Source organism: Paraneptunicella aestuarii, from assembly GCF_019900845.1.
Lineage (GTDB): Bacteria > Pseudomonadota > Gammaproteobacteria > Enterobacterales > Alteromonadaceae > Paraneptunicella > Paraneptunicella aestuarii.
On sequence record NZ_CP074570.1, the window covers coordinates 1,844,947 to 1,861,587 of the forward strand.

Consider the following 16,641-nt stretch of genomic DNA (forward strand, 5'->3'; position numbering starts at 1 on the left):
GATAGATAGAATCCATCAGGTAATATAAATGTCCATAATTGTGTTGTGTATGCCGATGTGGTCTGAAGCCGAGGTTTAAGCGATGTCGCTTGAGTATAACAGTACTGTCTTTGGTATCATCTTCTTGTCTTGCGTGTTCGCTCATCTCATGTGTCAGCAGGAGCAATAATGAAGTGGTCTATTTCCACCAAGGTTTTGCTTCCCATGGGCGTGTTGTTCATGCTGTTTTTTCTTGCCCAAAGCTATTTAATCAATCGGTCGACTCAAGGCATTCTCCTTGAAACTTCTCGTAATCGAGCTCAAGAAATGGCCGATGCAGCTGTATTAGCCTTGGAAGCTGACTTAGGGCGCAGTAATTTCACTCGTGTTGCGACAAACCTGGCGAGTTCAGAGGAAGTTGAGTTCGTTATTTTTGTTGATAAGCAGTCAAACCAGATTATAGCTTCCAGTAGTTTTAAATACCGCAAAGATATTATTGATTTACCCGGAGAACTTCGTGAAAGAGTGCAAAGTGCGTTGAGAACACGAAAATCGCAGTTTGTTGATCTTGGAAATAATGATTTTTGGTTTAGTTACAATATTCGTACAGTGCCTAAAGGTAGCAAGGAATTAAAGAATTATTTAATGCTTATTAAATGGAGTGGTGAAGCTGTTAACAAGGCGATAGAAGATGCGAATCAGATCCATTTTCTGTATTTGTTTTTAGGCTCAATTATTTTTGCATCATTAGGTTATGCTCTGTTTCGGCAATTTACGCTAAACCCACTTGATAAATTGATGAATAGCATTAATAGAAAAGAACCGGGAGAGGTATATAAAGATTTTCCTGATAGCGGCTATGATGAATTTCAATTGTTATCGAATTCGCTGTACCAAATGTCTTTGACTGAACTGAAAAGTTTGGAAGCGATGGAAAAAGCGAAAGAAAAGGCCGAAGACATGTCGGCACTTAAGTCGGCATTTCTTGCCAATATGAGCCATGAAATCAGAACCCCGATTAATGGTATTCTCGGCTTGGTTCAGGTAGCTCAAAAGTCTGATAGTCCAGAGCAAATTCAACAGTATCTACAGAAAATTTTTCTTAGCGGACAAACCCTGGTTGGCATTATCAATGACATTCTGGATTTTTCGAAATTAGCGGCTGGCAAGGTGGTGATTGATAATATTGACTTTTGCCCTGATCAGTTAGTTGAGCAGGTCATTGAGTTGTGCCGTAATAATGCTGATTTAAAAGGGCTTAAACTACATGCGAATTTAGCCGCAGATTTGCCTTTAAGTATTCGCTCAGATCCTCTTCGCTTGCACCAGATTTTACTTAACTTGGTTAACAATGCCGTTAAATTTACTGAGAGTGGTTCGGTAACTATCGATATGTCGATGGAACTGACAGAAGAGCAAATTTGGTTAAAGGGTAAGGTTATCGATACTGGCATTGGTATTCCTGAAGCTAAGCAGACAACACTCTTTGACGAATTTGTTCAGGCTGATGGTTCTACTACCCGTAAATATGGTGGTACGGGATTAGGGCTGACTATCAGTAAGAATTTGGTCGATTTGATGGGCGGTGAAATTGGTGTTCAAAGCAAGGAAGGAAGAGGTAGTTGCTTCTATTTTAGCATTCCGGTTTTACCCAGTGCCCATTTTGAACTTCAAGAAAAACTGAAAGATGTGCTGGCGTTGATAACAGTCGAAAATGGTGATCTGGAGTCATGTGGTCTTTCTGCGCCTATGTTGGCATTGATAAAACGTTTAGACGTATTTAGTAAAGGTGAGAGAAGGGTGCGTTTGTGCTCTTTGGGGGAATTTTTGGATATGGGAAATCTGGGAGAGGATTTCACGGTTATTGTTAATGCAGATGAAGTGTTATTGAGCTCTCGTAAATTACCTCCTAATGTTCACCCCTTATACACCAGCGTTAACCGGGAATCATTGATTAACCTTTTGTACAAAGGGGTGGTGTCTCTATCTCAGCCGAAAGGTAATAAAGAGGGAGCATTTGAACCTTTTGATTCAGAGAACAAAAAACGCATATTGCTGGTAGAAGACAACATTATTAATGCCGAAGTGGTTATGGCAATGTTGGCTGAACAACACATAGAGGTTGTGCATGTTGAGAATGGTGAGCTTGCCGTTAATTTCCTGAAGGATAATGCTGCCGATCTGGTCTTGATGGATGTACAAATGCCCGTAATGGATGGTTACACTGCGACTCGTGAAATAAGGGAAACATTACATTTGGATATTCCTGTTGTGGGATTGAGCGCAAATGCATTACCGGATGAAATTAAGAAAGCCAAAGCAATGGGGATGAATGATTACCTGGCCAAGCCTATTATTAGAGACATGCTGTATGAAAAAATGCGCCAGTGGTTGTCGGTTGATAAAGTGGTTTGAGGCTGATTTTGAAACATTTGGTATTGTGTCGTCATGCTAAATCAAGTTGGAAATATCCCGTAGAGGACTGTTATCGCCCACTTAATAAAAGGGGGTTGCTCAATGCTGTTGATATGGCCAGATGCCTGGCAAATGAAGAATTGAATGGAAAATCCTTTGATTGTCCACAATTGATCTTGTGTTCTCATTCTGTACGCACTTATGCGACAGCGCTAGCCTATATTGAGGAAAATCGCTGGCCGATCAGTGTGTTATCTTTGGAACCCTTGATTTATGAAGCATCCGGCCAAACGCTTCTTTCTATTCTTGCGAAAGTAAAAAAGAGTGTTAACTCACTTTGGTTAGTGGCTCACAATCCGGGTTTGAATTTGCTTGCAGAATATCTGCTGGGTAAAGAATTGGAGAATATCGTTACCAGTGCGCAATTACATATATCGCTTGATATTGAAAATTGGAAAGAACTCCTGGAACAAAAGACCATTGTTTCCAAGTCCAAACTAGTGCATTGGCTACAGCCATCTATGTTGTAGCGTCTCTTTTTCAATACCTATACTTTAATGACTCCCACTAAAGAGGTTGCTATAGTGAGAATGTTGATTCGAGAATAATCACTTTAAACCTGTTCTAGCAATACTTAGATGCAGGAACGTTTGTGAGTTGGGGAAGTCACAAGTGAACATATCAATATTTCATCTCTGATATGGGGCAGAGACTGATTGAATGATGAATGGTGAATGGATTGGGTAAAAGCAAAGAGATTTTTAAAAACCTTGATGTCAATCTTTCTGTTGAGTCTATGCAGCATATTTATTTGCAGGCTCGGGAAAATGAACCCAACAGTAGTGATTTCGTGCTCAAAATGGAGGTTCGCAGGCTTCTAAAACCTTGTCGCCAGGTGATCGATTTGCGTGGCAAAGTGGATGGGATTTGTGAACGTTATGAGTATGAGGATATCAATCACTTTATGGATCCTGTCGCGGCTCAGGTGTTTGAAAAACAACTCGGTGTTTTCGGTGATTTTACGATTGGTGTATTTGAAGCTGTGCATAAAACCGAAAACAATTTTCGGGTTCGTTATGAAAAATCTGTCGTTGAGGCTCAAGAAAGCTTCAAGGCTGGCAAGTCACCTGCACTAGCGCAGCAGTCGGTCGAGACCCAATCTGCACCTCAAATATCGTATCTGGTTCCCTCGTATTGTTTTGCTGATATTGACCGTAGAAAGGAAGAAAGAATGAATTTCTTCTGTAAGGTCGAATTACGTTCCGATTGTAATGAAGTATTTGAAGCCCGTTCTCTGGATCTTTCCTTACATGGCATTCGAGTACGTACCAATAGTGAAATGCAGTTCTCCGTGGGGGACGTATTTCAACTCTATTACACCGGATTGGAAAACAAGTATGTATTGAATGATGTCAATGGAGAGCGATATCAAGTCGTTAATATCATTCGTCATGATGACGAGCGGCAAATCGGATTAAAACGCATTCAGGTAACGCTTTATGACAAGGTGACGGTATTTTTACGTGATCTGATACGTACCTTGAAACCGGTGAGAAAGGTGAATGTGAGTAATTCACTGCGCTCGCTCAATATAAAAGGCTTGGAGCAGTATTTTATTAAAGGCTCCAAGTCATTTCCGGTCTTTATAGTTCATTCTAAAGGTGAGTTCTATCCTCGATACGCTTTATCCAATGAAGTGAGTGCCAAATCGCTTTGTTATTGGAGTAACAAGCAACAGCAGCATTGTTTATCCGTATTATTAAGTCAGGAGCGCCTCTCTTATATTATTGAGCGGGGAATTACCGAGCTATACGCCTATGCCTTTAATACCACCAGCAAAGATGATGTGGTTTTTTATACGGCTATGGATTATGAGTTAAAGGACAACGAGCTATTGCGTAGCTCTTTTCTTGCTTATGCTACCAGGCAAGCCAGTTGGCGAGTTTATAAACTACAAGTTAAAGAGATCTCTGAGCAGCAAAGTTATCGCCCGTTGACCACTCCTCAGGCGAAAAAAGAAATGGAAGAGGGGAAAATTCCCATTTCTGTGCGAGCCTTAAAAGTAGTACGAGCGCTGAGTCATATGGTGCTGATGACAGATATTACCGATGAAACTCAGGTTTTGGCCTATCATCGCCATAAAGTCAGCCAGAAACACTATAAGGCGCTATTACGATTTCGTCAGGCAGAGCCTGATGAGTCAAAGTCATTTAGTATGATCCAGCTTAATAACTTGCGCGGTGATATTAAGCAAACACGCAGCCCGTTTCCTGTGAGAACCAATGTTATTCTGGAAAAAGACGGTGTAAAACAGGATGGTGTGACCGATTTGGTAACCCCTTATTTAATCCGGGTTGGATTGAGAGAAGGGTTGCCCTGGCAAGAAGGCGAAGTGCTAAAGATTACCTTCCCTGAGTTGAAAACGCGCTCCAAGCATCACCAAATGGTTGATCTACCTTTTGAGGTTGTCGATATTGGTGCCGGCGGTAAATTTGTCTCGTTAAAACCGTTCAAAAAGCGAGATAGTGATATTCACACAGCGGAACATTTCTTTATTAACTATTCGCGAACAGTAGCTGAAAAGCACCTCAATAATCCGCCATCAAAGATTGAGGATTTACCCGATGCATTACGCAATTTGTATGTGAATAATGCCTTGAATTTTGGCTTATATTTTAAGCTTCATGGTAAATATCGATTACCCGCAGCCATGTCTCGCCCGGTTATTCCTACTCGAATTGCGACCTTGTTCAATTTGGGCATTGAGGCCGACAGAACCAGTAATGTTCAAAATATGTATACCCTGTTTTCTGATGGCGAATATGAACAACACTTTGTCACTGAAATACTCAAGATGATGCCTTCCAAGGGTAAACCAGAACTGAGGGAAGGGGTGATGAAAGAAATTTTTATTGCTTACCATCCTGACGCTAGCTCGCTTGAGAAAATGGTTACAAGTAAGCCAAGTGAAGACTTTGCCAGCAATATGGAACGCCAAGACTATATTGCTACCTGTTTGGCTCGTGGGATTTTCTTTTCAGTTACTGTATGGTTTTCTCAATCAGCGGATATTGACTGGGAATTTTTGAAAGAAGAGCGAAACTACGTGCGCAAAAACGCCAGTGAGGAACTTACCCAGTTTGAAAATGAGCTGAAAAAAATCATAGGGGTAGGAGAGGTTATCGATACAACGGATGAAGTCATGCGTCGATATGGATTTAGCGAAGAAGAGATCTTATTGAATCGAAAACCCAGTGAATAAGAGTTCGTATTACTTTTGCTAAGGCTCGTGTATTGAAATCAAGAATGAAAAAGGCGTTCAAAAGAACGCCTTTAGCTTATATGCAAGGGGTGTTTACCAACCGCACTGACGGCCTTTATTTTGCTCATCTAACCAGGTTTTAAGTGGAGCAAAGTAATCAAGAATTGCTGTTGCATCCATTTCTGGCTTACCTGTTAATACTTCCAGAGCTTCTTGCCAAGGTTTGCTTTGACCCATCATCAACATTTTATTTAATGCTGCGCCAGCTTCTTTGTTATTCGCAATAGAACAGCGATGAACCGGACCTTCGTCACCCGCAATTTCACACAAAGCTCTGTGGAATTGGAATTGTAAAATATGAGCAAGGAAGTAGCGGCTATATGGTGTATTACCTGGAATGTGGTATTTCGCACCTGGGTCAAATGCATCCGCAGGGCGCTCTACAGGTGATGCTACGCCTTGATATTGCTCACGTAGTTCCCACCAGTATTTGTTGTAATCTTCAGGCTTGATCTTGCCGGAGAATACACCCCAGCGCCATTTATCAACTAGCAAACCAAATGGAACGAAGGCAATTTTGTCCAAAGCGGTTTTTAACAACATACCAATGTCGTTTGACGCATCAGGAATTTCGTCAACCAAGCCGATGCCTTTCAGGTATTTAGGTGTGATGGACAATGCGATGGTGTCACCGATAGCTTCATGGAATCCATCGTTTGCAGAGCTTTGGTACAACAGAGGCTGCTTGTTATAGGCACGCTGATAGAAGTTATGGCCTAATTCGTGGTGAATAACGGCGAATTCTTCCCCTGTTTTCTGGATACACATCTTAATACGCAGGTCGTCTACGTTGTCCAGGTTCCAGGCAGAAGCGTGGCACACAACGTCGCGATCAGCGGGTTGTTGGAACATCGAGCGCTCCCAGAAAGTCTCTGGTAGAGGTTCAAATCCCAAGCCTGTAAAGAAAGCTTCCGCTTGCTTAACCATTTTGATTTCGTCATAGCCGTTGTCTTCCAATGCTTTGGTCACATCAATGACTTTCATTTCCTGCTCTGGCTTAACAACATCATAGATATTGGACCACGTTTGTGCCCACATATTGCCAAGCAGGTGAGCTGGAATAGGCTTATCTTGTGGAACAATATCTGTGCCGTAAGTTTCACCCAGTTCAGCTCTTACGTGGCAGTGAAGTGCATCATAAAATGGCTTTACTTGCCCCCATAGACGATCAAGCTCTGCTTCAAAGTCGTCAGATTTCATGTCATATTTGCCGCGCCAAAGCTCACTGATATCAGCAAAACCAAGCTCTTGAGCTCCCTTGTTCGCGATTTCAACTTCTTCCATATAAAGAGGTTTCATGGGAACAGAGACTTCTCGCCAACCTTTCCAAAGCTCCAACAGTAATTCTGGGTCGCGTTGAGTCGCCATAATGGAACTCATTTCTGTCAGAGTCATACATTTCTTGTTGTCACCGTCGCCTTGGCAGTATTTTCCAGAGCCATACATGCCTTCCAGGTCTGTCTGAATTTGAGCTAAACGCTCAGATTGCTTGGCATCGGACGGTGGTGGTAATACCAGGGAATGACGCAACAAGTCCAACATACGACGAGTGTCAGCGTCTACTTCTACATTGTTGAATCTGGCCGATTCTTTAGCCATTTCAGAAGCTTTGCTGGAAACACGCTCACCAAGATAAGCCGAAACATTGGCTGTATCCTGATTAATATAGGTTTGATAAGCCCACGCTGCTTGAGCTGCTGGTAAGGAAAGCTTATTTAATTCTTCCTGAGATTGTTTCAGAAACTCTTTTGCTTCTGCCGCAGTAGCTTGAGGGGAAACTTTGGCACTTGTGTCGTTTTTAGGTGATTGTTCAGAGCATGCTGAGAGACCGAGCACTGCGCTGATAAGCAGTGCCAGGCTGGAGGATTTTGCTTTTATCATAATATTAATAATCCTGAGTTGTTGCTGTATTCTATCGTCGAAGTGATGAGTGAACCCTTGTGTCTTTTAGATAACAGTTAACAGGTTAAAACCGAAAATTAATGTTACCTTCACTCTCCTCGACATTCCCATGTATTAAAATAATCGGCCAGTATAATCAAAAAACGACGGATAAACAGACTTTGTATGTAAGCGGTGATTAATTTGCGATAAGTAGCGCAAATAATGAGATAGGGACTTTTATTTTTTACGGAATTTATTGAGGTTGAGGGCGTTTACCCTGAGGCTTGGATCTTATGGCGATAGGTTAGGCATCTACAGACTTGCACTTTCGTAAACATGCCTATAGAGTCAGGTGGATATGATTGGATTTTGTATTGCTCTGTGAACACGAAAAATAAAATTCTTAATGCTGCCGAATTGTTGTTCTCTGAACTGGGATTTGACAACACATCACTGCGCTCGATTACCAGTAAAGCGGATGTAAACCTCGCATCAGTGAACTACCACTTTGGTTCCAAAAAAGAACTTATTCAGGCGGTTCTTGATCGATATCTTGGTGTATTGATGCCGGAAGTGGATAAACGCATCAATCTTCTCTCTGAGCACCACCCTAATGCTAATGCAGAAAATTTGTTTGAGTTGATGGTTGAGCCGCTTTTAATGCTTGATTCGGTAAGGCCCAATGGTACTCGTACTTTTGTGCAGTTATTCGCGAAAGCTTACTATGAATCTCAAGGGCACGTGCGCAAGTACATCAATATCCATTACGGCGATGTTATGAAACGTTTTAATGGAGCCTTGTATGCCACGGTTCCTCATTTACCTAAAGAAGAAGTGTTTTGGCGTTGGCATTTTGCTTTGGGATCTTGTGTTTTCACAATGGCTTCAAGCCGGGCATTAACGGATATCGCTGCGGCAGATTTTCACGAGAAGATGGATATAGCTGAACTGATCCGCAAGGTTATCCACTTTGTTGCTGCGGGTTTTGCTGCGCCTGGCGCGGTGAACATCAAACTATATCCCGAGAGAGATATAGCCTGATGTAATTGGCGTTTTCTTTTAGTGTTGACTCAATGAGATTAAGTCAACATATGGTTTACTCGTATAAACCTAAATGCGCTTTGGCATAAGCCTCAAAGTCAGTAAATCCTCCGATATGTTCTTGATCCAAAAAGATTTGAGGTACGGTTTCTACCGGTTTACCCACGGTTTTTTCCAAATCAGCCTTGCTGATACCTTCTTTTTGAATGTCGATATAGCGAAATTTGAAGTCATCGCGCTCTTCACTTAACTTTGTTGCTAAATCTTTTGCTCTTACACAATAAGGGCATCCTTCACGTCCAAAAATGACAGCGTACATTGTTTTCTCCCGGTTTTTTCTTACAGTCATATAAGAAGAATCATCATTTAATGTGACTATTCTAGTTCATGTATTTCAATGGAAAAGACGATTAATTCGATTTAATTCATCAGTAATTACGATTAACCGGAGATTGACGCATTTTTGATAGGTTGCCGGGCAAATGATTGTATTTTCTGGCACATCTTTTATATTGGTGCGCAATAAAAATCATTATAAAGACCCTTTATGGCACCAATAATGTTAGATCTCACCGGATATGAGCTGACTCCGGAAGAAAAAGAGATCCTTGAACACCCCTTGGTAGGTGGAGTCATTCTGTTTACTCGCAATTATCACGATGTCACACAAGTAAGAGAACTTGTTCGGCAAACTCGCGCAGCGGCACGAAATGAATTGCTGTTCGCTGTTGATCATGAAGGGGGGCGTGTACAACGTTTTCGTCAGGGGTTTAGTGCCATTCCTGCAATGGGAAGTTTGCAGAATTCCTTTCCTGAAGATATCAATACGGCCTGTCAGTATGCCAAAAGCTTTGGTTGGTTGATGGCAGCTGAAGTGCAAGCTGTTGATATTGATATTAGTTTTGCGCCGGTACTGGATATTCACGGTATCTCAGAAGTGATTGGCGACAGAAGCTTTAGCGACAACCCGCAAGATATCATTTCAATAGGCGCAGCTTTTATTGAAGGGATGCGAGAAGCGGGCATGAAGTCAACAGGCAAGCATTTTCCGGGTCATGGTAATGTCCTGGAAGATTCCCATATTGCTATCCCTGTTGATAAGCGAGCGAGAGGAGATGTTTTCAACATTGATATGTCTGTATTTAAAGCCGTTCATGAGCAGGGACTGTTGGATGCCGTGATGCCAGCGCATGTGATTTATCCAGACGTGGACGACATGCCGGCGGGTTTTTCTGAGGTTTGGATTAAACAGATTTTGCGTCAACAGCTAGGGTTTGATGGTGTTGTCTTTTCAGATGATTTAGCGATGGAAGGTGCGACAGGCATTGGTAGCTTTACTCAACGTGCTGAAGCGGCATTTAACGCGGGTTGTGACATGGCATTGGTATGTAATCACCGAAAAGGCGCTATTCAGGTGTTGGATGAGTTATCCCATGATTATATCAACGCAACGTCAAACAGACGTTTAGCGACTATGTTGATGTCACAAAGAGCGGATAATAAAGCTTGGGCTCAGCTACAACAGTCCACCCGCTGGAATGAAGCCCAGAAGCAGTTAGAGAAGTATCATGAGCAATAATAAAGACGTTGAACCTGTATCGAATCGCTCTGAGCCTGAAAATTCGGGAGAACCAGAAAGCAGGGGAAAAATATCCTTTAGCTTTTGGGTGATTGTTTCTGCCTTTATTGCATCCACTGTTTTAGGATTGGGAACCAGCGCTGCCGGATTCGATACACCTATTGCCTGGACTGCGGCGATAACCCTGTTCACGGCCATTCTTTGGGTCACTGAAGCGTTACCTATTCCGGCTACTTCTCTCATCCCCTTTTTTGCCTTTCCCTTAACCGGAGTGCTCAGCCATAGTGAGGCGGCATCGTCATTGGGAAGTCATGTCATTATTCTGTTGATGGGCGCGTTTATGCTCTCTAAGGGCATTGAGAAGTCGAATGTTCATCAGCGCTTTGCTTTATATATGATCCGGATTACTGGCGGACAAAGCGCCAAACGCTTGGTTTTTGCCTTTATGATCACCGCCGCGGCTCTTAGTATGTGGATATCTAACACCGCTACAACCCTGATGTTACTGCCCATTGCGCTAGCGGTTCTACAACCTATCAATAATCCCAGAGTGGCGATTGCCATCCTGCTGGGTATTGCCTATGCCGCCAGTTTGGGAGGCGTGGGTACGCCAATTGGTACGCCGCCAAACATCATTTTTATGAGTGTTTATCAGGAACATACGGGAACAGAGATTAACTTTATTGAATGGATGAAGTTTGGTGTGCCTATTGTCTTGTTAGCTATTCCTGTCATGGCGCTGTGGCTAACCCGAGGCTTAGGGGAATTAAACGATTTTCATCTTCCAGAAGTAGGTGAGTGGCGATCTCAGGAGAGACGTGTTATTGGGGTGTTTGCCTGTGTTGCATTAGCCTGGATAACGCGTCCATTTTGGACTGAGGCATTGCAACTCAACTCGGTTGGAGATAGCACCATTGCACTTGCTGGCGTGGTTGCCATGTTCATGGTGCCAACCGGAAGTGGTGTTAAAAACGATAGGCTGTTGGATTGGCAAACGGCGAATAATATCCCTTGGGGAATGTTATTGTTATTTGCTGGTGGCATTTGTATTGCCAAGGCATTCACTGCATCTGGTTTGAGTAAGGAAATCGGGAATTTTCTGAGTGTACTGAATGAATTTCCTCTACTGTTATTGATATTGAGTATTTGTATTTTTGTGACTTTCCTGACCGAAATCACCTCGAATACTGCAACGGCAACACTGCTTATGCCCATCTTGGCGGTAACAGGTAGCTCTATGGGGATTGATCCTGCTTTGTTGATGATCCCTGCTGCGATTAGTGCCAGTTGTGCCTTTATGTTGCCTGTTGCGACAGCTCCTAACGCGATTGTGTACGGTACAGACAAGTTCAAAATCAGTGATATGGCAAAGGAAGGTGCAGTGCTTAATATTTTGGTTGCTTGTGTTGTTGCGACAGTGTCGTATTTATCCTTGGGATAATTGCTTTTGCTATTCCCATTAATTAAAGGTTAAACCACAGCCGCTTGAATGCGGCTGTGGTGATTTAATCCCTCATTTTAAACAATCGCTTCCAACTGATTCGCTTTCCTCTTTCTATACAGCTGTTGGTTCTCGTAGCTTAAGTGTTTGAATGGGCTGTTGATTGCTGGGGGTTGTAGTTGAATACGCCAAAGTTCTCGATAGCCTTTGAATTCGGTACGGCCATGGAGCATTGTCTCGTTATTAATGAGGATGGCGTCACCGGGCTGCATGGCGAGTTTAAACATATTGGATTCCGACATGCATATGGCTCGTAGAATCTTTTCCAATTGCGCCATGTCTTTGAACTCTGGTGAATCAACAATTTTGGAATAATTCGGCTGGATAGTGTTTGGGTGGTCTTTGCTATCCCAGACTTCCCACCATCGAATAATGTCTTCCTGTAGCCATTTGGAGTGCATGACGATAGGGTACACTCGTTCAATGCCGCCAAAATAGCTTTGTTCAGTGAAATAGCTTAAGTGGGTATTGCGTAGCGATTCTCGTAAGTGTCCATTGATAGACAAACTGGCATTTAGAGTATCCACTAACAAACTGAGTCCTTGCTGAGCAGGATCGGCAGTCTCCATTCTATGGCAATAGAGGGTGAATTCCCGGGGGGTGTAATCGCTGTATTTATGAATGCTTTGATCAATGTTCATATAAGCGGGCGGGCTATTGAGATCCCAGTGAATCGGTAATCCTTCTTCAGAATCAACCGAAGAGGGCGGCTTGCCTTGATGACCTATCTCGGGGGCTACAACATGGGTGAATCCAAATTTCCATGGGATCATCTTACCGCGTTTTTGATACCAATTTTCGTAGTCTTTCGAGGTGTGGAAACGCTCGAAATTTCTAAGTACGACTACGCCAAACTGTTTGTTTAAGGCAGTTAGCTCATTATTGTCAAAATCATGCAATGACAAGCCGGTGTTTTTACCGTCGATAATGAGCCCGCACTGATGACGGATTAAAGACAGTTCCAGTTTGCAATATTGTTCTAAAACAGAGGGTTTTGCGCTTGATAGTTTTATCAGTAGCCAAGGTGAGTTTTTATATTGAACTGGCAATAAAACCTGAGAGCCAATATGGGTCTCTACCTGATGTTCGATAAGGGGAGCAATGCTGAATTGTGCATTGGATGTATCAAATAGCACGGTGTTATGCCAAGGGGTTTTAATAGAACCTTTTTCGATGACGCTTTTCTCAAATAAAGCCACACTATATTTGCTTCCATTAAATGGATGGTCATGAATGCTAAGTCGGATATAGTCGTCGTAGTGTTTTGCCAGGAATTTATCCAGCGCTTTACCTTGTAACATCATGCCTTTGGCAATATCGGATATACGCTGATTCCTTTCTTTTTTGGTCATAGCGTTAGTGAGTGGTCTTTGGTCTTCGCACATGAATCGCTTCATGCCGATGTAAGTCAGGTGTACGTTTTCATCGGTTTCAAGCAAGTTGTCAAAGTTGTCCTGATACTGCTTGTCTCCATAAAGTGCCCGTAGTGCATCGGAATATTCATGCACTTCATAGGCAGCAAACTCTTGGAAATGTTGAAAGTTTGTGACGGCAATAATGTCGCTGGCGTTGAAGCTGTTGATGATCTGCTTCAAGCCTTCTGAATACTGGTAATGGTGAGTCAAATCGACACTAATGAACTCACTGAATGTATGGTAGTCAGAAAATATCGTAACAATAGAGCCTTGCGGATAGATAGACTCTATATTTCTGATGGTTTTAACCAGCTTTTTGATAGCTAGATATTCCCCCATATCAGGCTTTGTCCCCAACACTTTATTGCGGTTGACTGACTTACAGGGAAACGCAGGTAGAATAAATCGAATCGGTTGCTTATTTTCTACATGTAGTTTTATTTGGCTTTTAAGTTTTTCATATCCTTCGTGTGTGGAATTATTACAGATTAAAACTTCTTGAGTTAATTCAAATAATATTAGATCAACAATATTTTCATTATCGCGCATGATTTTACCCTGCTTTTGTAAAATTTCGTGATTATGAAAAAGTAGAAGCCTAATTTATTTGTGTCAAATGGATAATAATTAGAGCTTGGATTAATCAAGTATGGTTAACTCTTTTTTGCGGTAATTTAAATGCTCGCTTTGTTTTGTTTTTTGCTCTTTCTATTTAATTATGTTCAATAGTTCACTAAATGAATTAAGTACAAAGTCAGGATTTTCTGATGCAATGGGCTTACCGTGATTGTATCCATAAGTGAATGCTGCAACGGGAATATGGGCATTTCTCGCTGCCTGAATGTCATTACTTGAATCGCCAATCATCATGGTTTCTTCGGGCTTGTATCCCCGTTCTGACATGCATTTGAGCAGCATTTCAGGATGTGGTTTTTTGTTCACTACATCGTCACCACCAACAAAAAACGGGAAGTAGCTGCTAATGTTCAAGGCATTCAATATAGGGGCAATCATTGCTGTTGGCTTGTTTGTCGCTATCGAGAAATCAAGCTCTTTTTCCTGTAATTTATCTAAAGTTTCAATAACTTGAGGGTAAAGGTGCGTTTTGTCGGTGCAACATTGCGCGTAATGATGTTTGATGCTTTGAAGTGCTTTGCCTTTCATTTTTTCAATGGCATCAGTATCTTCTAAAGCGTTCTCTAAAGCGCGAGCCAGTAAAACTTCGATACCTTTGCCGACCCATTCTTGTACCTGTGTTTCTTCCACCACCGATAAGCCAAATTCCAGCAAGGTTTTATTCAATGCCTGAGCTATATCTGGCGCGCTATTTACCAAGGTACCATCCAGATCAAAGATAAGAAATTTTACGGTCATATGAATGCCTGATAAGAGAGATTAAGGGGGTGTTGCAGTGCTTTTTTCTATAACAATTCAAATGAATGGACAAGGTTTATCTCTGTTTTTAATCTCATAAGTTCACATTCAAGAATTTAAGGTTTTTAGATTTGAGAATATTAAATAATCATTTTTTTGATTGTTATGTATTTAAAGTCATACTTTTTTATAATTTGATATTCGCATTTAATCTTCATTTACTAAAAATAAAGATAAGGTTTAGCTCTTATTGAGTGCGAATGAGCTTATGAAAACCTGATTCTGCAATCTATCAAGCGATTGGATTGCGCATTCACCCTTTGAGGGATTACTCATTCATAAAATCAGGGATTTTGTAGCGCCTGATTTGTACGACCATGCCAAACATGGGGTGATCAAAATAGTGCATTTGGCGGCTGATCACTCTACGCAATTGCTGAAAGTGATAAGGCTTCAGGAAGTACAGTGGTTGAGTGGGCATGGCTGAGTTGTCATTTGAATTGCTTTCAGTGACTCCAGATTGAATGCCGTTGCCCTCGTCTGGTAACTCTAAAGGAGGCTGAAATGCTTGCAATATGCGCTCTGGCAACTGATAGCCTTGCAATAACATGGGCTGACGGAAGTTCAGTTTGCTGTCGATATGCAAATACGGCGTGCGACCAATATTTTGTAAATAAACTCTAAACATGCCGTCCAGCTCCCAAATATCTTTGTTTGCTTCGTTCTGAGCCATGTCTGGTATATCAATGAGGATAGATGCTGATTGGGGACTATCTGCACCTCTTAATTCCACTTTATCCAGTTCTGCCAGTGCCTGTTTGATGTCATTTAGCATCTTATCTTCTTCGGACATCCATTCTTCTGACAGAAACGCTGTTGAGCTTGAGCTTTGCTCCCGGGGATGCTCTTGCGCATGAGAGTTTGTGTTTTTCTGCTTGTTGGCTGAAAGCATTTCTGGGGGCATGGGATAGCCGTTGTAAGCAAATTCGTTTCCGTAGTTTTTACCTGCGATTAATCTAAACCCGGGTGACTGTTGTGGGCCAAACTTAACCGGTTGTCGCCATGCCAGATGCAGCATGGTTTCTAGTCCACGCATACGGTTTATATCTCTTGCCAGCTTTTTCAGCGCTAACTGTGATGCTGGCAGTAAGTATGGGCTTCTAATATCGTCTCGGTTGAAGCTATCAACAATATTGGGTACTGATTCAATAAAAATGCTGTCTATTTCAGATAAAGGTAAATAATCCAGTAAATCGGGGTTTGCCAAGCTGGGATCAATAACATCATTTAGCCAAAAGCGCGGCTTGTTATTGCTAAATGAACAGCCCAGATCGGCAGGGATCTCCCAGTGAGCCAGTTGATATTGCTGCTTCTCTGTTTGAAACGTCATTGCATCATAAATTGCTTGTGGGGTAGATGCTTCTTGAGCTTCATCAAGTTCCTGAGCGTTTTCAGAAGTAGTGATATTGTCTGAGTAGCTTGCGGTTTGAACTCTTTCTTTTAGAGGAAAACTTTCTGGGGAAGACGAGCCCGAATCTATTGTGTTACTTGATTCCTGTGCTGTTTCTGGCACTTCATCTGGATTTTCACCTGGTCTTTCACCTGGTCTTTCATCAGGCATAGAAAAAGCCATTTGCAGGCTTTGTATTTGCCTCTCTTCTTCAGACATTCCATTGAGTTGCTCTTCTCTTTCATTGCTTATTGCTCTGCCACCGCGCAGATCCATGCCTTGCTCTTGATAAGAGGCTTGAGAATGATATTGAGGAAATACATCAACCGGAGTTAAAGGCTCAAATACGCTTTCGTCTATGCTAAATGCTGGTGCGGTTTGCTTTGGAAATGCGATGCTTTCCTGTTGATAGCAATTGGGAAGAACCTTGTTTAGACGGCTGATATCTGGGTGCAAATAAGGTGTTAGCAAGTCACGCACACCTTGCATTTCAATTGGCTGCAATGCAAAAGGAAAAGATTCGGTGAGTTGCGAGCCATCAATATTGCGTTTGAATACGATGACTTCAATATCGAACCACCAATCAGGCTTTTGCTGCGCTTGTGCATTGACAGAGAATACACTGGTAGCAGCTATGAGTGCGCTGCATAGCTTCACTTTGATACTCGCTCTTGCTCTTAT

At 42.1% G+C, this 16,641-nt stretch carries 11 protein-coding genes; 6 read left to right on the forward strand and 5 right to left on the reverse strand.

Annotated elements, in window-relative coordinates:
* Window positions 1-168: 168 nt before the first annotated feature.
* The 3 genes from KIH87_RS07720 (at window position 169) to KIH87_RS07730 (ending at window position 5,656) form a co-directional block, all read left to right on the forward strand.
* On the forward strand, window positions 169-2,394 hold the full coding sequence (locus KIH87_RS07720; RefSeq protein WP_232360951.1) for an ATP-binding protein: 2,226 nt from the start codon (window positions 169-171) through the stop codon (window positions 2,392-2,394).
* A gap of 8 nt (window positions 2,395-2,402) precedes the next feature.
* Entirely contained in the window at window positions 2,403-2,924 is a 522-nt protein-coding gene (locus tag KIH87_RS07725; protein ID WP_232360952.1) for a SixA phosphatase family protein, read from the forward strand.
* A gap of 197 nt (window positions 2,925-3,121) precedes the next feature.
* On the forward strand, window positions 3,122-5,656 hold the full coding sequence (locus KIH87_RS07730; protein WP_232360953.1) for a PilZ domain-containing protein: 2,535 nt from the start codon (window positions 3,122-3,124) through the stop codon (window positions 5,654-5,656).
* 93 nt (window positions 5,657-5,749) lie between these two features.
* Here KIH87_RS07730 and KIH87_RS07735 read toward each other — a convergent pair whose 3' ends face one another.
* Window positions 5,750-7,597 (reverse strand): M2 family metallopeptidase, encoded by a 1,848-nt coding sequence (locus KIH87_RS07735; protein WP_232360954.1) that lies wholly within the window; start codon window positions 7,595-7,597, stop codon window positions 5,750-5,752.
* 384 nt (window positions 7,598-7,981) lie between these two features.
* Here KIH87_RS07735 and KIH87_RS07740 point away from each other — a divergent pair, with 384 nt between their 5' ends.
* Window positions 7,982-8,641 (forward strand): TetR/AcrR family transcriptional regulator, encoded by a 660-nt coding sequence (locus KIH87_RS07740; protein WP_232360955.1) that lies wholly within the window; start codon window positions 7,982-7,984, stop codon window positions 8,639-8,641.
* 55 nt (window positions 8,642-8,696) lie between these two features.
* On the opposite strand, the gene KIH87_RS07745 is transcribed toward KIH87_RS07740, so the two are convergent.
* Entirely contained in the window at window positions 8,697-8,960 is a 264-nt protein-coding gene (locus KIH87_RS07745; RefSeq protein WP_232360956.1) for a GrxA family glutaredoxin, read from the reverse strand.
* Between the two features lie 228 nt (window positions 8,961-9,188).
* Between KIH87_RS07745 and nagZ the strand changes: the two genes are divergently transcribed.
* On the forward strand, window positions 9,189-10,220 hold the full coding sequence (gene nagZ / locus KIH87_RS07750; protein ID WP_232360957.1) for a beta-N-acetylhexosaminidase: 1,032 nt from the start codon (window positions 9,189-9,191) through the stop codon (window positions 10,218-10,220).
* The gene (locus KIH87_RS07755) at window positions 10,210-11,661 is read left to right on the forward strand and encodes an SLC13 family permease (RefSeq protein WP_232360958.1); all 1,452 of its coding nucleotides are present in this window, start codon (window positions 10,210-10,212) and stop codon (window positions 11,659-11,661) included. Before nagZ ends, KIH87_RS07755 begins: the two co-directional genes overlap by 11 nt.
* A gap of 77 nt (window positions 11,662-11,738) precedes the next feature.
* Here the strand turns inward: KIH87_RS07755 and KIH87_RS07760 are convergent, their stop codons facing one another.
* The 3 genes from KIH87_RS07760 to KIH87_RS07770 all read right to left on the reverse strand — a co-directional run bounded on the left by KIH87_RS07760 (window position 11,739) and on the right by KIH87_RS07770 (window position 16,617).
* Entirely contained in the window at window positions 11,739-13,685 is a 1,947-nt protein-coding gene (locus KIH87_RS07760; protein WP_232360959.1) for an L-tyrosine/L-tryptophan isonitrile synthase family protein, read from the reverse strand.
* Between the two features lie 159 nt (window positions 13,686-13,844).
* On the reverse strand, window positions 13,845-14,510 hold the full coding sequence (locus tag KIH87_RS07765) for a phosphoglycolate phosphatase (RefSeq protein ID WP_232360960.1): 666 nt from the start codon (window positions 14,508-14,510) through the stop codon (window positions 13,845-13,847).
* Window positions 14,511-14,838: 328 nt separating this feature from the next.
* A complete protein-coding gene (locus tag KIH87_RS07770; RefSeq protein WP_232360961.1) occupies window positions 14,839-16,617 on the reverse strand; it encodes a CsiV family protein in 1,779 nt (592 codons plus the stop codon).
* Between the last annotated feature and the right edge of the window lie 24 nt (window positions 16,618-16,641).

Coding starts and splice junctions, on each gene's coding strand:
- KIH87_RS07720 (WP_232360951.1), top strand. CDS start 169: ATGAAGTGGTCTATTTCCACCAAGGTTTTGCTTCCCATGGGCGTGTTG.
- KIH87_RS07730 (WP_232360953.1), top strand. CDS start 3,122: ATGGTGAATGGATTGGGTAAAAGCAAAGAGATTTTTAAAAACCTTGAT.
- KIH87_RS07735 (WP_232360954.1), bottom strand. CDS start 7,597: ATGATAAAAGCAAAATCCTCCAGCCTGGCACTGCTTATCAGCGCAGTG.
- KIH87_RS07745 (WP_232360956.1), bottom strand. CDS start 8,960: ATGTACGCTGTCATTTTTGGACGTGAAGGATGCCCTTATTGTGTAAGA.
- nagZ (WP_232360957.1), top strand. CDS start 9,189: ATGGCACCAATAATGTTAGATCTCACCGGATATGAGCTGACTCCGGAA.
- KIH87_RS07755 (WP_232360958.1), top strand. CDS start 10,210: ATGAGCAATAATAAAGACGTTGAACCTGTATCGAATCGCTCTGAGCCT.
- KIH87_RS07760 (WP_232360959.1), bottom strand. CDS start 13,685: ATGCGCGATAATGAAAATATTGTTGATCTAATATTATTTGAATTAACT.
- KIH87_RS07765 (WP_232360960.1), bottom strand. CDS start 14,510: ATGACCGTAAAATTTCTTATCTTTGATCTGGATGGTACCTTGGTAAAT.